This window comes from Gloeotrichia echinulata CP02 (assembly GCA_038087035.1).
GTDB classification, from domain to species: domain Bacteria; phylum Cyanobacteriota; class Cyanobacteriia; order Cyanobacteriales; family Nostocaceae; genus Gloeotrichia; species Gloeotrichia echinulata.
The window spans coordinates 797,943-817,562 of sequence record CP051187.1 but is presented as its reverse complement, the minus strand read 5'-3'; the positions used below and the strand labels follow the sequence as shown (position 1 = coordinate 817,562).

The 19,620-nt window shown below is 42.9% G+C and carries 15 protein-coding genes and 1 tRNA gene; 1 reads left to right on the top strand and 15 read right to left on the bottom strand.

Annotated elements, in window-relative coordinates; translation table 11 throughout:
- Nucleotides 1–41 precede the first annotated feature (41 nt).
- From HEQ19_03630 to HEQ19_03575, 12 genes are all read right to left on the bottom strand, one after another.
- Nucleotides 42–767 carry a hypothetical protein gene (locus HEQ19_03630; protein ID WYL98746.1) on the bottom strand — a complete coding sequence of 242 codons (726 nt, stop codon included), beginning with the start codon at nt 765–767 and terminating at the stop codon, nt 42–44.
- Between the two features lie 196 nt (nt 768–963).
- On the bottom strand, nt 964–1,332 hold the full coding sequence (locus HEQ19_03625; protein WZI67102.1) for a type I restriction-modification system subunit M N-terminal domain-containing protein: 369 nt from the start codon (nt 1,330–1,332) through the stop codon (nt 964–966).
- 407 nt (nt 1,333–1,739) lie between these two features.
- Nucleotides 1,740–1,813 (bottom strand) — tRNA-Val (locus HEQ19_03620).
- Between the two features lie 116 nt (nt 1,814–1,929).
- On the bottom strand, nt 1,930–3,426 hold the full coding sequence (locus HEQ19_03615) for a hypothetical protein (GenBank protein WYL98745.1): 1,497 nt from the start codon (nt 3,424–3,426) through the stop codon (nt 1,930–1,932).
- A gap of 101 nt (nt 3,427–3,527) precedes the next feature.
- Nucleotides 3,528–4,307, bottom strand: coding sequence for a photosystem II S4 domain protein (locus HEQ19_03610; GenBank protein WYL98744.1), 780 nt, complete (start codon nt 4,305–4,307; stop codon nt 3,528–3,530).
- Nucleotides 4,308–4,419: 112 nt separating this feature from the next.
- Nucleotides 4,420–4,974 carry a GNAT family N-acetyltransferase gene (locus tag HEQ19_03605; GenBank protein ID WYL98743.1) on the bottom strand — a complete coding sequence of 185 codons (555 nt, stop codon included), beginning with the start codon at nt 4,972–4,974 and terminating at the stop codon, nt 4,420–4,422.
- Nucleotides 4,975–5,244: 270 nt separating this feature from the next.
- Entirely contained in the window at nt 5,245–5,748 is a 504-nt protein-coding gene (locus HEQ19_03600; GenBank protein WYL98742.1) for a hypothetical protein, read from the bottom strand.
- A gap of 191 nt (nt 5,749–5,939) precedes the next feature.
- Nucleotides 5,940–6,317, bottom strand: a complete 378-nt coding sequence (locus HEQ19_03595) for a hypothetical protein (GenBank protein WYL98741.1) — start codon at nt 6,315–6,317, stop codon at nt 5,940–5,942.
- Nucleotides 6,318–6,648: 331 nt separating this feature from the next.
- Nucleotides 6,649–8,907, bottom strand: coding sequence for a TolC family protein (locus tag HEQ19_03590; GenBank protein ID WYL98740.1), 2,259 nt, complete (start codon nt 8,905–8,907; stop codon nt 6,649–6,651).
- A 105-nt stretch (nt 8,908–9,012) separates the two neighbouring features.
- Nucleotides 9,013–10,572 (bottom strand): circadian clock protein KaiC, encoded by a 1,560-nt coding sequence (kaiC, locus tag HEQ19_03585; protein WYL98739.1) that lies wholly within the window; start codon nt 10,570–10,572, stop codon nt 9,013–9,015.
- Nucleotides 10,573–10,819: 247 nt separating this feature from the next.
- Nucleotides 10,820–11,134, bottom strand: coding sequence for a circadian clock protein KaiB (gene kaiB, locus HEQ19_03580; protein ID WYL98738.1), 315 nt, complete (start codon nt 11,132–11,134; stop codon nt 10,820–10,822).
- 141 nt (nt 11,135–11,275) lie between these two features.
- A complete protein-coding gene (locus tag HEQ19_03575) occupies nt 11,276–11,857 on the bottom strand; it encodes a KaiA family protein (protein ID WYM03235.2) in 582 nt (193 codons plus the stop codon).
- 1,037 nt (nt 11,858–12,894) lie between these two features.
- Between HEQ19_03575 and HEQ19_03570 the strand changes: the two genes are divergently transcribed.
- Nucleotides 12,895–16,191: a hybrid sensor histidine kinase/response regulator gene (locus HEQ19_03570; protein WYL98737.1), complete on the top strand. Its 3,297-nt coding sequence runs from the start codon at nt 12,895–12,897 to the stop codon at nt 16,189–16,191.
- Here HEQ19_03570 and HEQ19_03565 read toward each other — a convergent pair.
- The 3 genes from HEQ19_03565 to HEQ19_03555 all read right to left on the bottom strand — a co-directional run bounded on the left by HEQ19_03565 (nt 16,178) and on the right by HEQ19_03555 (nt 19,122).
- Complete coding sequence (locus HEQ19_03565) at nt 16,178–16,507, bottom strand: hypothetical protein (protein WYL98736.1); 330 nt, start codon at nt 16,505–16,507, stop codon at nt 16,178–16,180. The genes HEQ19_03570 and HEQ19_03565 overlap by 14 nt on opposite strands.
- Nucleotides 16,508–16,512: 5 nt before the next feature.
- The gene (locus HEQ19_03560) at nt 16,513–18,369 is read right to left on the bottom strand and encodes a glycosyltransferase family 39 protein (GenBank protein ID WYM03234.1); all 1,857 of its coding nucleotides are present in this window, start codon (nt 18,367–18,369) and stop codon (nt 16,513–16,515) included.
- A gap of 120 nt (nt 18,370–18,489) precedes the next feature.
- Nucleotides 18,490–19,122 carry a hypothetical protein gene (locus HEQ19_03555; GenBank protein ID WYL98735.1) on the bottom strand — a complete coding sequence of 211 codons (633 nt, stop codon included), beginning with the start codon at nt 19,120–19,122 and terminating at the stop codon, nt 18,490–18,492.
- Between the last annotated feature and the right edge of the window lie 498 nt (nt 19,123–19,620).

Genomic DNA, 19,620 nt, shown 5'->3' with positions numbered 1-19,620 from the left:
AGACTAAATTCATCCAACTCATCACCAACACCAAATATCTCTTACTTCCGCACCAACAAATACACATTGTCGCGCAAACTACTCAACTCATCACTCAGCGCTTGTAACTCCAGAATTTGCTCCGAATCAGTTAAATCAGAAGAATGTAATTTAGTCTGCACCTGCTGCAAAACCCCTGCAAAATCTTGAATTTGGGTAGATAAACTCACCACTTGCGCCAAACGAGTATCTTGTCCTTCCTGCGCTAATTGAATATTCCTTTTCAGACTCTCAGCTAATTGATTAAGATGTTGCTTCGCCACCCCAGAACTAGCTGGTAACTTCTGCTGTACCTCCGTCAATTGCTGTTGTAATTCCTGCACAGAAAGTAAAGCATTACTACCCTGCAAACGCCGCGCCAGAATATCGATTTTCGCAGGTAATTCCACAGCGCGATCGCAACTAAATTGAACTGCGCTTAAAAGTTCGATTTGAAACGAATCATTTAACAGCTTTTTCGCTTCAATTTTCAAATCATTAGCTTTACCTACCAAAGCCAAAGCCGAATTCTTCACCGCTATCAATTCCCGTTCTAATTCAGGATTATCTAACTCAAAGGATTCCGGTTCACGGGATTTCAAATAACTCGCACCAGCAACAGTAATCCCAGTAGCCACAGGTAACATGATAATGCTAGGTAATTGAATAAAACGCACACCAATAAAAAGAGTAATTCCCCCAGCCAAAACCGCAACCGGATAATACAAAGGATTTGCTAATTTCATCATAAAACTCCTGTTTTCTCGGTTCTTGCGTACTTAGCGTGCTTAATTATTAATTAAAGTCTATAAATTTGCTTTAAAAGTAAGGCTTACAGGCGTTCATAATTTAATTTTTAGCAATATGATATAAAATACAGAAAATAATGGCTATTATCTTAGCTCTGCAAGGGTTTCAAGCGGATTATTTAATAAATTCAGCACGCTAAGTACGGAAGAGCCATGCTTGGTTACTTTCCTCCAGTGCAGCCAAAGCCTTATTTAATCCATCAGCGACGTTTTTATGTAGCTCATCACGAATATATACCCACCGCGCTTTTTCTGGTACAAAAAAAGTTTCTTGATAACTCATGGGGTTTTCTCCCCTCATTTTTGCCTCTTCTGGTGTCCGTCCCCTTTGCAAATTCTGCTGCAAAATCTGCTCATACTGCTGCTCAAACACATCCGAGGCGCGGTTTAAAAAAAGCATCCCGAAGATATATTCTTTAAATTCCGAAGCGTCCATTTTTCCCCGCAGAATATCCGCAGCCGAAAAAAGATGACGTTCTAGTTGTGGGAGCGTGAGTTTGCCCATAGTAGATGGTGAGATTGCAACACTAATGCTTTGCCAGTATATCTGTTGTTGAGAGACACTCCAACACACTTCCAAATTGCTTCAGCCTAGTCCCGCGATTTCAAACTATTTGTTTAGCCGCATAAATTTTTAGATACCCCTAAATCCACACGATATCATACCAGCTGTAGGGGCACGGCATTGCCGTGCCCCTACGCGAAATATATATGTATCAGCGTTTTGGTGGTATTTTATAAGACTTTGAAAACACGCCCTAATCTTTCAACTTGCTGGCTATAGGCTCGTGTATGGTATCGAAGCATTCAAACTCTACAACGAAGAGCGATGCATGCGGCGGGCGTAGCCATCGCTTGTGGAAAATAATTTGTCAAAAGTCAAATAATTTGGCAACCGACAACAAATAAAAATGGACGTAACTGGATTCGAACCAGTGACCTCTACGATGTCAACGTAGCGCTCTAACCAACTGAGCTATACGTCCTTAACCACACGATTATTCACTATAGCATAACTTTCTCTCCAAAGCAAATAAATATTTTGAGTAATGCCTAACGGCATTTGTTAAACTAACCGCAGGCATTCAAAACCAACAAAAACTTACTTTTTCAGCCTATTTTGTGCCGATATCACCAGTCTTTGCGCTTCTGCATAGGCTGTAGTCCCGTTTTTGATACTTTGTAGTTGATTGATAATCCCTTGAATTTGCGCTTTTAGCTGCTGAGGGTCTGAGGAACTAGAAGCAATCAACCGTTGAATTTGCTGATTCGCCTCTTTGAGCGTTGCTTGTCCTTCACTTTCGGCTTTCTGGCGAATTTGAATAACGCCTAAATTAGTTTGATACTCTGCTAGTAACTTTTGCGCTGTCACATAACTTGGGTCTTCCACGGGGATTTTTTCTAGCTGGTCAATTGATTTTTGCCATAATTTGGCGATTTGTTCCCACTTATCTGCTGGGTGGGGTGGATTTTGCGATGCTTTGGCTGCAGCTAACGCAAATTGTTTTGCACCTTCAATATAGTTATCGCTACGAGGGTCAACAACTGTTTTCAATTTTACTTGGTAAGCTGCCAGTAATTTCTGTGCTTGCAGATATTGAGGATTGTCTCTAGGGATTTGGTTAAGGCGGTTAATCGCCTGTTCCCATAATTCTGATGCAACTTTGGGTTGTGTTGGTTGAATTTCGTCAGCTTCTAAATTAAATTGTTCAGCAGCTGCAATTAATGTACCGATACGTGCATTATCAAAATCACGTTTGTAGGCTTTAAGTTTAGTTTGTGCGTTTTCCCCAGCCAATGTTTGTTGAGGAATTTGGTCTAATTGATCTATAGCAGCTTGCCAAGATGCGATCGCTTTTTCTCTATCTTTAATCTCAGTAGCCTCTTCATATTGCTGTTTCGCCTCCTTCAGAGACTTTTCGGCTTCAGCTAGGGGTGCAAAAGCATTCTGATCTTGAAAAACTATCGCTTCTATCCGCGCTGTTTGGCGACGCGCTGATTCAAACTCATCGAAGGTGAAGTTCCAACTACAACCAAATAAACCACAGTAAGCTTGAGGATAATACCCTAAAAACCAAACTGGTAAATTATCCAGATGCTTTTGTGCGGCTTTAACTTTCTCACCACCCTGCTGAATATCCGCCGGACTCGTAGCTTTATTTACTAACTGGTCTGCTTGCTCTAAATTTTTAATCGCTCCACGATAGTTATAATCCATACTGATGTAGCTAGGTAAAAGCAAAATTGGCGCAGCTTTGGCTACAGGCCAGCGAATCATCGGATATGGCAAATTCACTACCCACACCAAACCCGCTGCACTACTGAAAAATATAGTTACCCATTTGATTTTGGTAAATACACCAGGTGCTTTATTAGCTTGTGCAGCTTGCTTGAGAACCTTCTCGCTAAATTGGGGATATGTATCGACAACAGCATCACGCAGGTCATCTAAACTTGCAGGAGAGCCTTTTTCTTTCCGCAGCTTGTCTAATCGCTCAATTACTATTTCTCGCTCCATTTTACCGAATTTATCATCACCACTGCATCTGTCAACTTCCGCACGCAAAATTTTCCAGGCTCGTTTATTGAGACGGTACATAGATATAATTGGTTACTTATAATCCTAGTATTCCCAATCGCCGTCAGAAAATTACCGAAAATTTGGGTCTAGAGCCAACTCCACAAGGACCGCTCAGTATGTTACATATACCTTGTCAAAAGCACCCGATAGCGGTCTTTTTTAGTGACAGCAATTTCCCCAACTTCTAAGCGTCCCTTGCTGCGAATGGCGATTAAGTCACCTGTTTTAACTTGGGAACTAGCTTGGGTGACTTCTTTCCAGTTGACGCGGACATCACCAGCATCAATTAAATCAACCATTTTGCTGCGGGACATCCCAAAACCAGCGGAGGCGATCGCGTCTAATCTTAAAGAAGCCTCTACTGTCGTCAATTCTTTTTTCTTCGGTTCTCTAACCTTTAACTCGCTGATCTCAATCCCCTGGGTTTTCACGGGAACCGATCGCACCTGGTTGAGATTCATCTGCAAAAATTCCACCAACTCCGGGGCGACAATTGTCTGTGCCCCTCGTTCGCCTAAGACAATGATATCCCCCGTCTTGTCGCGGACAATACCCGTTCCTAGCATTGCGCCTAAAAAGTCACGGTGAGTTGCTGTATCAAACAAAAAATTACCAGCAATTTCCAGAGCCACAAGGGCGACTTGAGATTGATCTAGGGGAATTTCCGCACGGGCGATCGCCATTCTTTGGCGTTCTGCTTGCGGATATCCACCCCAAGCCACCAATTGTACCTCTGTTAACCGACTGAACACCCGTTGAATTTCAGCCAATTCTGGGGGAGACAGAAAATCTGTCAACACAACTTCCCAAGTTTTGATTGCTTGTTCTGCCTGATCGATGACACGAGCTACACTATCTCGATTTTCAACACCTTTTAACAGTTCTTCTCTTGGCAACATTCTCAAAAATTCTGAATTTTGAGTGATGAGTCAACAGTCCAAGGTCAACAGTCCAAAGTCCAAATATTAACCATTAACCCTAGACTCTAGACTCTAGACTCTTGACTCTTGACTAATAACTACTGTTTGATTCTAGCGTCATCTGCCATTTCAACATAGGCGCAGTTGGATAATCATTAGTATCAAATATTTCTAAGTGTTGCATGCCTAGTTTTTCTAAAATCCGAATTGAGGCAGGGATATTCTCTGGACAATGGGCGATAATTCTTTTGAGTTCTGGCTGAGTAAAAGCAAAATTTACCAGTGCTTGTACTGCTTCAAAAGCATATCCTTGGTCGCGATACTTTGGTAAGACCTCATAACCGATTTCCACAGATCCCTGTTGATCAGGTTTGCCACCAAATCCCAAATCCCCAATCAGGGTATAATCCTCATTATGAATCATCAGCCACACACCCCAACCTAGCTGAGATGGGTCTTCTGCCAGCATTTGAGCATAGGCTGGGAAAAAATCTAAAACCTCACCAGCATACCAATCATCAGGAACCCTTACCCCTAACAGGTTCTCTACTTCCAATTTATTTTGAGCAACAACGCTTTGTGCTACCTCCAAAGAACAGGGAATCAACTCCAACCGAGGTGTTGTTATTTGTAATAAATGATTCATTATTATTGATATATAAAGTGAATCGTCAATCTGTAGAATGCGCTAACAGAGTTTAACTCACCAGTTCATGTTTTGTGCTTCAGTAATTTACCACATAGCATCGGTAACAATTTATAACATTTTTTCCTAGACTCGTGGCAAAAATAAAAATTAGGGACTTCCAGTTAAAAAAAATATCCAATAAGTAAGGTGCGTCAGTAGCAATAATCTCTCGCCTAAGCCCAGTTTTCTCGCTGCTGACGCACCCTACACACTTTAGACCTGAGAGTGTCAAACAGTAGTGTCAGCATAACCTTGAATATTTTCTGGCTCAAACTGACGTAAAATGCGGGTTGCTTGGCGAGTGAGAGTTTCCGAACCCTGAACCACAATCAAGTATTTACCCGCATCCAAACGATTGCGGTAGGGTAAAGCATCACCACTCCCCACAAGTAAGCCGACTCCACCACCGACAAACACAGCACCCATAGCACCACTACCAGCGCCTAGTAGTCCCCCAATAATATGATTGCCAATTTCACCCGCCCAGGCAAAGGTATTTAAACCAGTAATCAGACTGAAAGTAAAACCAGCGAAAAAGCCAAATGGTACTAGCCAGTATGTCATCAGGGTTGCTTGTTTTTTCGCTTGGTCTTGGGGGTCAATTAAGCCGAACTCGTCAGCTGTTTTGTATCCTTTACCCAGGATGGTACTTTTGATGTCTTGTTTTTCTAAGGCTAAATAAGCAGATTCAGCTTGGATACGGTCTGGTAATACGGCAACAAGGTAATACATTGATTTTTTGAGGAGTTGTCTTTTTGAAGTTTTGCTTTAATTAACAGCGTATCAGTGCTGGTCAACCAGTAATCAACCCTTCGGTAAAACCTACCCAAAACTGCCAAGGTCTAGATTATGCCCCAAAACCTTACCAGTGACTAATGACCAATGACGACCCAAGCAAGTAAGGTTTATTTGTGCCAACCTACTTATTTTAGCAAATCTAATGGCGCACAAAAATTGTTCACACCTTGCTTGAGGACATAGAGCAAAACTGGTGTTGCCAATATCTTCGGAAACGCGGGGATTGTATAGAGGTGTGCTATCATTTTCTGGACTGAGCCATTAAACAAGTCTTCGCGAAAATCTTGTTCGCAAATCACAGCCCGCCATTTTCTAGCCAAAGCGTCTAACCATTCTGAATTTGCTCTTTCTGGTTCTTGTCCAGCCTTAATGGCTAACGTCATCGCTGCATCTTCTAAATCCCCCTCACAGTCCTCAATCAAGTCCAGTGCTTCCATCGCCCTGGGATCATCTGCTAATTGGGAGCGAAACTGTGCAATTTCCTGCGATGTGACTGTAGTCATGAGTTATTCTACGAGATTAGGCTTTAAATACTTAGTTATGTTATTCCAATTTTGAGTGATTATGCTTTAATCTAAAGCCGAAATACACGGGTAAGGGCACAGCATTGCTGTGCGCCCTCAAGTTGTGTACTCCACTCAATTGCATTCGGCTATATACAATTATCATATATATGATAATTGTATTTTTTATATCAAAAAAATATTTCTTTCAGTAAATACATTTAGAATATCTTCCTGTAAATAGACAACAGAGTAGGGGCACAGCATTGCTGTGCCCCGGAGACTGTGGTTTAATTGACTAATGACTAATGACTAATGACTAATGACTAAATTAACGGAATGCCCTAATTGTGACAGCGCGTTGTAAATTAGCCAAAGCCCGATTGTAATCCAAAATAGCCCTGATGCGATTACCTTCGGCTCTGGTAAGGTCATTTTCAGAGTTAATCACATCTGTTTGAGTACCGACACCAGCTTGGAAGCGCAACCGGGCTAAACGTAGAGCCTCCCTAGCTTGTTCGAGAGCAGTACTGGCTGTGTTAACATTCTCCAAATTAGATTGCTGGCTAGAAAAGGCTTGTTCTACCTGAAACCGGATTTGGTTACGCTGTTCAGCAAAGTTAGTTTCTGCGATCGCAATATTAGCTTTCTGTTGAGCTGCTCTTGCTTTTGCTGCTCCCCCATCAAACAAATTCAACGTTGCTCTGACTCCCACTGAATAACCATCAGCAATGCTCACAGAATCGTTAAATTGGTCTAACAGGCTGTAGCTAGCGATCAAACTAACTTGTGGACCTAGAGCCGCCAGCGCCTCCCGTCGCCGTTGCTCGCTAATGTTGCGTTGCGCCAATTGTTGTTGCAGTTCTGGACGGTTTTGAAAAGCTAGGACAATACTTTGCTCCAATGACTGGTTCCAAAGACCGGCTAATTTTACAGGGTCTGCTGTAGTGATATTCACCGACTGCGGCACACTCAACCGGGTCGCTAGGCGGCGACGGGCTACTTGCTGCTGGGAAATAGCATTAGTTAAGTCTTGGGTAGCGTTGGCTAAATTCACCTGAGAGCGCAGCACATCGAATCGAGTACCCACCCCAGCTCGCTCTAAAGCCTCTGCATCCCGCAAACTCGCCGCAGCATTTTTCACCGCCGATTGGGCAATGCGTACTTGTTCATCAGCTTGTTGCAAATCGTAATACTCTGTGGAGACATTCAGACGAATTTCCTCAGACCTACTCTCTACAGCCAATTCGCTACTGCGTACCTGTTCCTCCGCTACTCCAATGGCCGCTAGCCGACTTCCAGAGGTGTAGAGGTTATATGTCAGTTGTGCAGTACTGGAGAAACTCGTAATTTCAGGTGCGTTACGCCTTATAATAGGTGTACGCAATTCAGGTGGTAGACCAGCTTGTGCTTGCTGTTGTTCTTGCTCATTTTGTTTCGCACCCAACGTCTGTCCAGTATCCCGCTGGCGTGTCAAATCTGCTTGAAGACCCACAGTGGGAAACAACGCAGCTTGTGCTTCCTTTAAAGCGGCTTGATTACGTTGTAACTCCAATAAGGACACCTGCAGATCACGGTTATTCCGCTTTGCTATCTCTAAAGCCTGTGCTAAAGTAATCGGCTGATTTCCTTCCAGCTTTACTTCCTCTGGCTTGGTCGGAAATTGCAGGGGATTGGGGTTAGGTTTAAGCTTATCAAAAATTTGATCAGCATCCGCAGGCGCAGGAGTCACGTTTGCTGGCGTAGTCGGAGTTGGTACGTTACCACCCGGAGCCGGATTTACCTTTGCTGGTGTAGTCGGAGTTGGTACGTTACCACCGGGAGCCTGATTTACCTTTGCTGGCGTAGTCGGAGTTGATACAACACCAGCCGGAGCAAAATTCCCGCTTGGTGGCGTAGTCGAGGTATTACTCTGAGCCACCCGCTCTCTAGGCGCAATTTTTTGTAGACAAGCTTTGGAGGAAACTAGTAAAGCTGCTGAAGGAGTAGTTTTGCAACTCGACATGTCTAACAGGCTTGTCGATCCTGTCCCTGTACCGACAGGTTGTAACACTGTTGGTAGCGAAGACGATGGGGGTAAGGTTTCCAAGGTTTCTTTGTGGACAGAATCGGGTGTTGAGCTAAAAGTAGGAACGAATATCGGCTGTGATTTCTGCCCCCAAGTGCCTAAGTTAGTCGGTTTTGAGTTGTTTTGGGCACCAGGATTCTGATCTACCTGTTGGGAAGAATTTGAGCTAGGTGTCAAACTCAAAAATCTGTTTTGATCTTTCCTAGGTGTTATCAAGCCTGTGTGACTAGTATTTCGCGTTTGTATTACCGTAATACTATAACTACTTCCAGGTTTCACATTGAGTGAAGTCCAACTTGGAGTTGCTACTAGGTCGGGAAAATTATTGCCTACAGTCTGAGTCGGCTGCGGATTCATCATATCCGCAACCAAGGGACTTCCATAGGTAGAAGTCAAGACACTACCAGAAGACGCCAGCTGTACCCCATTGACTTTTATAGTACCAGCCCAAGCAGGCTGCGTTGTCAATACCGCTGCTGTCACACCAGGCAAGAAGCTATGGAATAATTGCTGTCCGTTCACCGCATCCCCTCACACGAAAATCTATCTGGCGGTAGAAAACTTTTTCTCACCACAGAAATATAGCACGAGAATAAATTTAGGAAAGAATATAGTAGGATACTAAACCTAAGAATCTGTTCCCGGTTTATCTTCAAAACGTCTAACGATGCGAGAAAGTTCCGCTTTTTCATCGATACTAACTCGGCTGGGCGCACCGCTAACAATCCGTTCGTAGTTACGGAAAGAATCTTTAATATCTGGACCATCGGCTGTTATGTCGTATTCTCGGATACCTTTATCATGCCAAGATCCGCGCATTTTGAATACATTAATCGCCCGTGACATTTCCCCACGAATTTCTACATAATGCAACATGAGAATTGTATCAGTAATCGTAGAGATATGGGAGTCGGTAATGGAATGTGATCCCATAAATTGGTCGGTTGTGTTGGTACAAAATGCCGTAATTTCCTCTTGTTTGGCGTAACCTGTCACACCAATTACAAACTGTCGGAATGCATTATTGCTCATACCTCTAGCTAGGGCTGACAGGGAGTCAATTGCAATGCGGGCTGGCTTAAATAGAGCCATTTCCGTTTTAATAATTTGCAAGTGGTCTTCTAAACCGGTCGATTCGGGATAAGTACAAATGATTTTGAGCAAACCTTGGCGTTCTAGCTCCTCAAAATCAATCCCCCAAGAAGAGGCGTTGCGAGACAGTTGGGCCCGCGACTCTTCATAAGCAAATAATATCGCCTGTTCGCCCTTGAGGCAGCCTTCTTGGATAAACTTGCTGACTAACAGCGTTTTACCAGTACCAGTAGCTCCTGTTGCCAAAATAATCGAATCTTTAAAAAAACCACCGCCGCACATCTTGTCTAAGGTTTTCACCCCAGAAGATACTCGCACATTGGAAGACCTTTGAGTCAAGCGCATCGCCCCCAGTGGGAAAATGTTGATTCCTTCGTTGGTAATCGTAAAAGGATATTCACCTTTCATGTGAGTTGTTCCGCGCAATTTGAGAATTTCAATTGTGCGGCGCCGGCGTTCTCCTTCTAAAACGTTGCGGGAAATTACCACATTGTCAGAAACAAATTCTTCTACACCAAAAGAGGCAACAGGACCGTATTCTTCGGCACGTTCGCTCGTAATTATAGTTGTGACATTCAGTTGTTTGAGACGTGCTACCAGGCGAAAAATCTCCCGCCTGACTACTCCCACAGCTTCATACTGCTGAAATACCGCTGTCATCGAGTCAACAGAAACTCGTTTAGCCTTGTATTTGCGAATCGCATATTGCAAGCGCTCAATCAATGCTGAAAGGTCAAAGTTACCAACGATATCCTGACCTTCAGGGTCAGGGGAAGCATCCAGAATAAATAACTTACCTTCGTCAATTAAACGCTGCAAATTCCACCCAAAAATATGGGAATTTCTAATAATGTCGCTGGGGGATTCTTCAAAAGTAACAAATACTCCTGGCTCATCAAAGAAGGTGATACCGTTATAGAGAAACTGAAGAGATAATAAAGTTTTACCTGTTCCAGAGGTGCCGCTGACTAAGGTGGTTCTCCCCAGGGGTAAACCACCATGACTAATATCGTCAAAGCCCTCTATCATTGTCCGAATTTTTTCTACACCCCCAATTAATGGTGTCTGGTTTTGTGATTGCTCTTGTTCATTCATTGCTTACTAAAAAATGGTAAATCAACTCAGTTTCTCTATTAGGGACTTCCAAAAAATAAATTACCCAATATTTGAGTCCGTAGGGTGCGCCAGGAGCAAGAAAACTGGGGTTATGCAAGAGATTATTGGTACTGACGCACCCTACCAATTGGATATTTTTTTAATTGTCAGTCCCTGACTAACGTTCTCACGTGGGAATTTTGGCAGTTTGGCAGTAAGTAAATTTCTATTGATTTTAAATATTATTTTACTCTCCCCAATCTTCTTCACTCAGTTCTTCATAAAGTAAATCTAGTCCAATCAAAACTCTTTCTCTATCTGAAAGATCTCCAATAATTTTGCGAACAGGAGGCGGCAAAATTTTAGATAATGTTGGCGTGGCTAGGATTTTATCTTCTTCTGCCAGTTGTGGGTTTTTTAGTACGTCAATTACTTTTAAAGCATAAACACCTTTAAACTCCTGTTCTAAAATGTTTTTTAATGTTTTCAAAGCCCGTACTGAGTTAGGTGTATTACCAGCAACATAAAGCTTGAGAACATAGGTTTTTCTGGCTTCATTCATAAAGGTACAGGCTAAACGAGGGAATGGAAATATATCAGTTGTCAGACGTTGGGTAAAGCTCAGTCGAGCTATTTTTAGTTGTCAGGGTTTGAGTTAGATTTACGGTTTCTAGCATAGCTTTATTTGTTACTACAGATTTACTTATTTATAAAACGCACATCTATATATTTCGCATAGGTGAGCTAGAATATCTATCAATGTCAAACGGTAATCTAATAATGTTTCATCACTCCTGCCTTCTAATCTTAGCTGTTTGGAAAATTCATCAATTATTTCCATATGAATTTCGATGATTTGGGGCACAGGGATGTTAGCACAAAAGACTGCATTAATAAATTTATCAATTTTTTCTTTTAATGTTTTGTCTGTCGTAAAGTAATGGATCAGAATTTCTCGATAATCAGACTTGATTTCCTGCAAGAAAGCATCTTGCTCGTCCCCGTCCATCTCCCGAAAAAAATTCTGGTTTTTTGGCTTGTAACATGCGAATACATAGCTATATTTTTCTGTTAAATTTTCATCAAAATTTTCTGGGAACCACTTCAGTAGAGCCTGAATCTTGGTAGTCGTGGTGGCTATCCCAGAAACTAGGACAAATTTGGCCGTAGTGGTGTGAATAAAATTCCCTAACCACCCGATGTACCCTTGTTTGATAGTTAAGTCAGATGGATGATTTAAAAATTTTTTAACATTTGGTTTGATAATTAATATCGGTAATAACATTTATTGTTTATATATCTCCTTGATCGCCCTGCCCAAATCTGGTGGGCTAATTCGGACTGTTACTTGATTCACCATCGCCAGCAGTAGTTAGACCCTGTATAATAATATACACAATAAATCAGTTCTTGCATTCAGCACTACATCTGTTGCATCAAGTACTTTTTCAAGTCAGTCAATCACAGAAAAATCGCACAACCAAGGATGAAAATCAACTTTTCCCAGGGATGCACTGAACCGGTCGTGTCCCCAGCGATGCACTGAGCGGTCGTTGTGTCCCCAGCGATGCACTGAGCTTGCCGAAGTGTCTCTATTTGCCAGGTAGGTTGTTGATCAGGCGTTTTTAGTAAAGGTTACACTACATACTTGATTATCGCCATATACATATCTATCGAAATATAGATTTTTTAATTTCACTCCTTGATAAGATACTTAAACGAACTTAAAGGTTTGTCGCGTTCTAAATCATTATAATTCCTCAAGGTTCTAAAGCGAATCTTTGGAGCCATAATTGTTTTAGCTATTGCTATCGAGGAGGAGTGTCAAGACCAGTAGCACTCTGTCAAGATAAAAATGATGGACTGTAGTGCGGGCATCTTGCCCGCGTGAGCGAGACGCTCACACTACCAAAAATCCCTCAAAACAAAATTGACAGACTAGTAGCACACTGGTGAGAATGGTAGCCTAAAGTTGAAAGCAACAAGGCCTAAAGCCGTGGCTGTGAAAATTAGTGGAGACCATTAACTGTCCTTACGGGAAACGCCCATTGTTTCAATGTCCTTGAAGTTGTAAAGATCATTGCTTAAAGCCACCCCTAGATTGAACCTGGGTACTTTAGCAAAAGTTAAAGCCCTAGCAAACCCTGCTGAGTACCTTGTGTAATACGTTTAGATTCAGTAAAGACAGATGGTTTCCTTACTCTTCGAGTTTTTTTTAGATGAGTCTTCCCAGAGGATATTGCTTTAGGCGCAAGTACGATCTGCCCAAGTGCTGATGGTGAAGCCAGAGATTTCCACAGGAAGAATGACCCCCGAAGCCCTATGTCAATGCTACAGTACCCGCTTTATGACTTTCTAGCAACCGTACCCAGCTGCTTAGAAACTAGTGCCCTAGCAGTGGTGCTGGAGATTTTTGCTCACCAAAACTGCGATCGCTTGGTAGTGGTGAATCAAAACCAAAAGCCCGTCGGCTTGCTAAACTCCAACCGTTTAATACCCAAATTTTTGGCAGCAGATAGTGGTAAATTGTATAATTTACAACAACCACTATCAACATTAGGTTCAGCCATTTTTGAGCCAATACAAACCATATCAGCTGGTGAGCGCGTCGAGCAACTAGCTTTGCTTTGGCGTTGTCAACCAACACAAATAAATCTTAACTTACATTGGGCGCTCATTGACGCAGATGGCAAATTCTTGGGGCTACTTGATAGTTCACGCCTTTTGGGCTTATTAGCTCAGGAGTCCCTAAACTCAGCGGCTGTGAGGTCATCTGGGGGTACTTTTGAGGAATCGAGTGTCAGCAATCAGGGACAGACAAAGATCCCAAATCTCCGCCAGAAACTAGCATACAAGCCACTTGTACAGTTATTAGAACGACTACCTTGGCCTTTGATGTTGCAAACTGGTACTGGCGAGGTGGTGGCACAAAATCCAGCCTGGTGGCAACAATTGGGAGTATTGAAAGATCCAGAAGGAATCAGGCTAGAGGTGGAGCAGATACTTACCCCTATCCGCGCCAAACAACCTGAATACGCCGGTCAACAAGCATTCAAAGTTCATCCCCATGCTAGGGGAAATGAGCTATATGCTCAAGAGCAACCCACATCAGTCAAACTGCATTTGCGGGATGAAGCAATGGCTGAACGGTCACAATTATCTGCACCACAGCCAATCACAGCATCCAATGAGTGCTTTTGGGATAACCAAGTGGGTGCTTGTACCTGCATTGTCGAAATGCAAAATGGTCAAGAGCGCGTCTGGCAGTTTGCTAAAATTCCTTTAGATAGTCCAGAAAGGAAAATCGATCATGCTGAGTTAGATTTAGACTCACAACTAAGTCCTGACCTGTGGCTGGTGTTAGCTACGGATGTCACCGAGCAACAGCAATTGTGTAAAGAACTCGCAGCCAAGAATGCTGATCTGATTCAACTCAATCGGTTAAAAGATGAGTTTTTAGCTTGTATTAGTCATGAACTAAAGACACCGCTGACAGCGGTTTTGGGCTTATCGCGGTTACTTGTAGACCGGCAATTGGGAGAACTAAATGAGCGTCAAGCCCGCTATGCGGGACTAATTCATAAAAGCGGACGCCACTTGATGAGTGTGGTCAATGACATCTTGGATTTGACCCGAATGGAGACGGGACAGATGGATCTGACCCTAGCCCCAGTCACAATTCGCTCTGTATGTGAACGTGCTTTATCGGAAGCCAAAGCCATCCACTCTCAAACCAGCAAAACCACAGATACCGCCAAACCTCCAGCAGCACGTTCACCCGATGATCACCAATTTAGCATTACCATTGAATCAGGTTTAGACCAGATGGTAGCTGATGAATTGCGCTTGCGTCAGATGCTGATCCACCTGCTTTCTAATGCCTTTAAGTTTACCGAAATATCTGGGGAAATTGGGTTACGGGTAAGTCGTTGGGAAGGGTGGATTGCCTTTACAGTCTGGGATACAGGAATTGGCATTCCCGAACACCAGCAACATTTAATCTTTCAAAAATTCCAACAATTAGAAAATCCCCTGACTCGTCAGTTTGAAGGAACTGGTTTAGGGCTGGTGTTAACTAGGGCTTTGGCTCGCCTCCACGGTGGAGATGTCAGTTTCCTTTCTCGTGAAGGTAAAGGTAGCCAATTTACACTGCTGCTACCGCCGACTCCCCCAAAAACAGGCTTTACTGACTCAGAAGACCAAAATACACAAGCCCCACAGACAAGAAAAATGGGGACCAGGGGACAATCTGTGTCCGGGCGTCAGCACCAAAGCACCACAGCACCACATCACCCCACATCTTCCAAGCGATTGGTGTTAGTAGTTGAGGCCGTTGCCAGATATATTGAAGACTTGACCGACCATCTCAAAGGTTTAGGTTATCGGGTAGTAATTGCTCGTTCCGGTACAGAAGCAGTAGAAAAAGCTCGTCGCTTACAGCCAAAAGCTATCTTCTTGAATCCATTGCTACCTCTACTATCGGGTTGGGATGTGCTGACCTTACTAAAATCTGATGCTGCAACTCGTCATATTCCCGTAATTGTTACAGCGACAGCAGCCGAAAAGGAACAAGCATTTGCTAACCGAGCCGAGGGTTTCTTGAGCTTACCAGTACAATATCAAAGCTTGGCACCCCTCCTAGAAACTTTATGTGTGACACCAAAAATTCAGCAACCAGGGTTAGACAGCCGTGAAATCACCCCAATTAAAACCCCACTGCGAATTCTGCGATTAGTCAATCCAGAATTGGAATCACTTAATCCTCATCCTTCACTGCGAGAACACCGAGTGATCGAAGTAGATGATTTGGATCAGGCTGAACTCTTGTCTCGGGTTTGGCAGTTTGATGTAGTGTTATTGGATATAGAAACTCCGGCGGCCCAAACTTACCTCGATCAAATTATTCATCACCCCCGGTTGTCGGCCTTACCTCTGGTTACTTGCGATGTGGTAACTACTTTGGCAGCTTCCAAAATACCAGGTCTATCTGTGTTTCCTTGCTTAACACCATTAGGTCAAGATTATAACAGTCGGAGCGACAAAACAGATCCCTTGTTATCAGTGCTGCAAATTGCATCTGGTGTCTGCTGTCCACCCAGTATCTTAGTGGTAGATATGACAATGCTACCCGATTTGCCTGTTGTTAGACGTAGGCAAACAAAGGGTTATCGTTCACAAGGCGGACTTAGTAGTGAAACCGCAGAACGGGGGTCTGAGTGGTTCCAAGCGTTGATTCAGTACTTGCAAACAGCTGGCTTCAAAGCAGCGATGGGTGACTCTTGGGCAGAAGTTATACAACAAATTCGTCATCAAAGCGTTGACTTACTGCTGATTGGTTTAGGAGAATCCGCCATCCATAAAGAAGCACTCAAAGCACTCAAAGCATTGGGAGATTTGCCTTGTAATTTGCCACCAATTTTAGTCCTCGATCAAGGATTAAATCACACTGCCGCAACTTCTAAAATTTCTCAGCTAGAAATTGAGAAACCGAGGAAGAATGGATTGGCTTCAATAGAAACTGTTGTGAGTAGCATCTCTGCCCAGATTTTACCACGCTCAATCTCAATGGAAGATTTATTAAACCAGATTAATCAAGCTGTAGCCTTTAAGAGGGAGTAAGGACTAGGGTCAGTAATGAGTAATGAGTAATGAGTAATGAGTAATGAGTAATGAGTAATGAGTAATGAGTAATGAGTAATGAGTAATGAGTAATGAGTAATGAGTAATGAGTAATGAGTAATGAGTAATGAGTAATGAGTAATGAGTAATGAGTAATGAGTAATGAGTAATGAGTAATGAGTAATGAGTAATGAGTAATGAGTAATGAGTAATGAGTAATGAGTAATGAGTAATGACCAATGACCAATGACCAATGACAAATGACAAATGACAAATGACAAATGACAAATGACAAATGACAAATGACAAATGACAAATGACTTAAGGGAATTGATACGATATATCTAATTTGACTGGTTTGATTTTCTTAATGGGTACTCGAAACAGGTAATAAGCACCCTTGGTGGCTATGTGTTTGTATTCATCAGGTTGTAAGCCCATTTCCACAAATTTGTCCTGTTCAGACAGAACCAACAGCGAGGTAGGCAAGACTTGCTTGGTAGTCTGATTGTGAATATGGTCTACAGCTTCTTGGGGAGTATCTATGTATTTTACTAATTTATGCGTATAAAATACAACTGTAGGTTTTTTGAAGCCAACCATGAGAAATTCTTCATTTGGTTGTTGTACCTGAACTGCGATCGCCGACAATTCCCGTAAGGGTAGCTGACGTTCCTGATCCATAAAATACACAGAGGGCATCAAACTTATGGCCAAAAAGGCGGCAAAACCCAGTAAATTTACACCAATGACAAAGTGCCAACGGTGACTCATGATTAAAGCGGCAATAATTAAGGCCCCAAGGAGCCAAATGAAACCGCCATATACTGGTAAACCCGATTGTTGAATTAGTTGGTATAAGTTGGGTGCGGCGGGGTCTCTGCCGATAATTTGGGATAAGTGAAATAATCCCACTGCGAGTGCTGATAAAAATGCTACATTTACCCAGCTACTCCAGAGAAAGGATCTACGGGAGATGGATTGATTACGTGTTCCATTGTCCTTGATGAGATCGCTCCAGAATAGGGCTACCAAAATAGCGGCGGCTGGCATTAAAGGTAATACATAGCTGGGGAGTTTGGTAACTGCGATCGTAAAAAAGCCAAAAACACCCAGAAACCAGAAGCAAGCAAATAAACCCAATTGCTGAGAGCGTTCTTGTGTGCGCCAGTGCGATAGTTGCCAAAACTTCAGCCTAGCCATTGCGGCAGGCAAGTATACTGAGTAAGGCGCAAAGCCTAGCAACACTACCAGAAAGTAAAAATACCAGGGCGCTGAGTGACCATTAACAACTTCTGTGAAGCGTTCTAGGTTGTGATAACCAAAAAAGGCATTAATATAATCCCAGCCATTGCGCCAAATTACAAGGGCATACCAGGGGACTGATAAAACTAAAATAATCAGCAAACCCATGAGGGGGCGCATTTGTCGCCCTACTTCTCGGAATTTGCCCAGGTATAGTAAAAATGCACCAATAATTAGTCCAGGCAGAACAATTCCCACTGGCCCTTTTGTTAAAATTGCACCAGCGATGAGGACATAACAAGCCAAATACCAGTTATTCGGGAATAGGGATCGGGTAGATTCCTCCCTAGTTCCTTCGTTTCTGGCGTACCCCAGAAAAAAGCATAACAAAGCCGATGCTATGCAGCCAGTCATCAGCATATCGGAAACACCGATTCTTCCCCAGACAATCATTTCTGGACAAAACGCCATCAAAGCTGCGCCTACTGCAGCGGTGATGTAGGGGCGAGTCGGCCTGGAAAGCTTCTCTAATTCGTCTTGTTTGGCAATAGACCAATGTATAGTGTAAAAAGCGAAACTCATCACCGCAATCGCGGCGATCGCGGACGGTAGACGGACCGCCCACTCATTCACTCCAAAAATTGCATAGGCGATCGCCTGACACCAATAAATTAAAGCAGGTTTATCGAAACGAGTTTCACCGTTGAAAAATGGGGTGATCCAATCACCTGTGACATACATTTGACGGGAAGCTTCAGCAAACAGTGGTTCTGTTTCATCAATTAAGCCGATAGTGCCCAAATTCCACCCGTAAGCTAACCAACCAATCACAATCAACCACAAAATCGATACAGTCACAGCAAGGGCTGGGCGCTCTACTATATTGTTTAGCCACTTGTCAACAGTACTGGGAACACTCAATTTCATCTTCATTACTTCAAAGTCAACAGTCAAGGGCCGCTAGTCACTAGTCGTTGGTTACTTATATTTTGTTCTTTCTTAGGACTAATTTCTCATCTTTCCTTCACGAGATACCCGATAATGTAGAACAGCTTATTCACCAAGTATCAGTTGCCATTCTCGGTTTTGAGAATTCCATTTAGGTACAGATGTTTCGCCGACAACATAAGGACCCCAATAACGCCGGGAACCATCTTGAGCAAAGGCTACTAAAATATCTCCCTTCTCTAGATTTAAGTTACCCTCTGGCAGGGATAAAAGCAGGCCCTCTTGACTACCTTCACCAGGCGCAAAATCCCAATGCGCCGGTAAATCATCGTTAGTTTTCAAAGCCGTAGAGCCTTTTACTCCCGACTTCCGTGACAGTAGAGCTAATCGTACAGGCTGCAGAGTTTGATTGCTCATTCGCAAAGTCCCTTGACTTTTGGCATTTCCAGTCGAGATTTCACTATATGCGAACAGGGGAGTATTTTTTCTATTGCGATCTTCTCCTGAGTTGCTTGGGACACTTGTTGCACTGGAGACGTTAACAGAAGTAACAGTTTGATGACCAACAGATGATGACTGATCTTCTGTGAACTGGGGCGTTCCTGTCGTCTCTACAGAAGATGTGTCTGGATTTGTAGCATCAAAAGAAACATTCATCTCCAAACACCCCACCAGTAAGCCTAGCAGTCCCAAGGAACAAGCTAGTACAGCAGCGTTACGGTACACTGACGATTTCATATTCTTAATTATTAGAAATAAGTATTTGTTTAGGCTTGACAAAATACTAGCCTATTTATTTCAGCCGTCAGCAAAGAATTTTGCCTACTATTAAGAATCTCTGATAATTGGGATTATTTATGTATCATAATTATCATTATAATTACAATCTATTGGTAGAATAATTACGGATACTATCTAGCTTAAATTGGTTTATTCGCGGGATTATTGGCGATTAACCGTCATTCAGGACAAATATAAAATCAAAAAATATTATACATTTACTTTAAAATATGTGTATAAAAAAGAATAGATTCCTTGTGCTTACCTGAGTGTTGGCTACAAGTGGGGGATCTAGGGCTTGCACCCCGAAAGATCATCGTTCGACGCCAAAAACCCTGATTTTCAGGTGCCATGAGGGATTAAACCTACCATTCAAGGAGTGGGAGGAGCCTTTACCTTGATTCTGTAATCTTCCTCATCTCCTGGCTCTGCTTCATCCGCCCCTGGTCTAAGTTA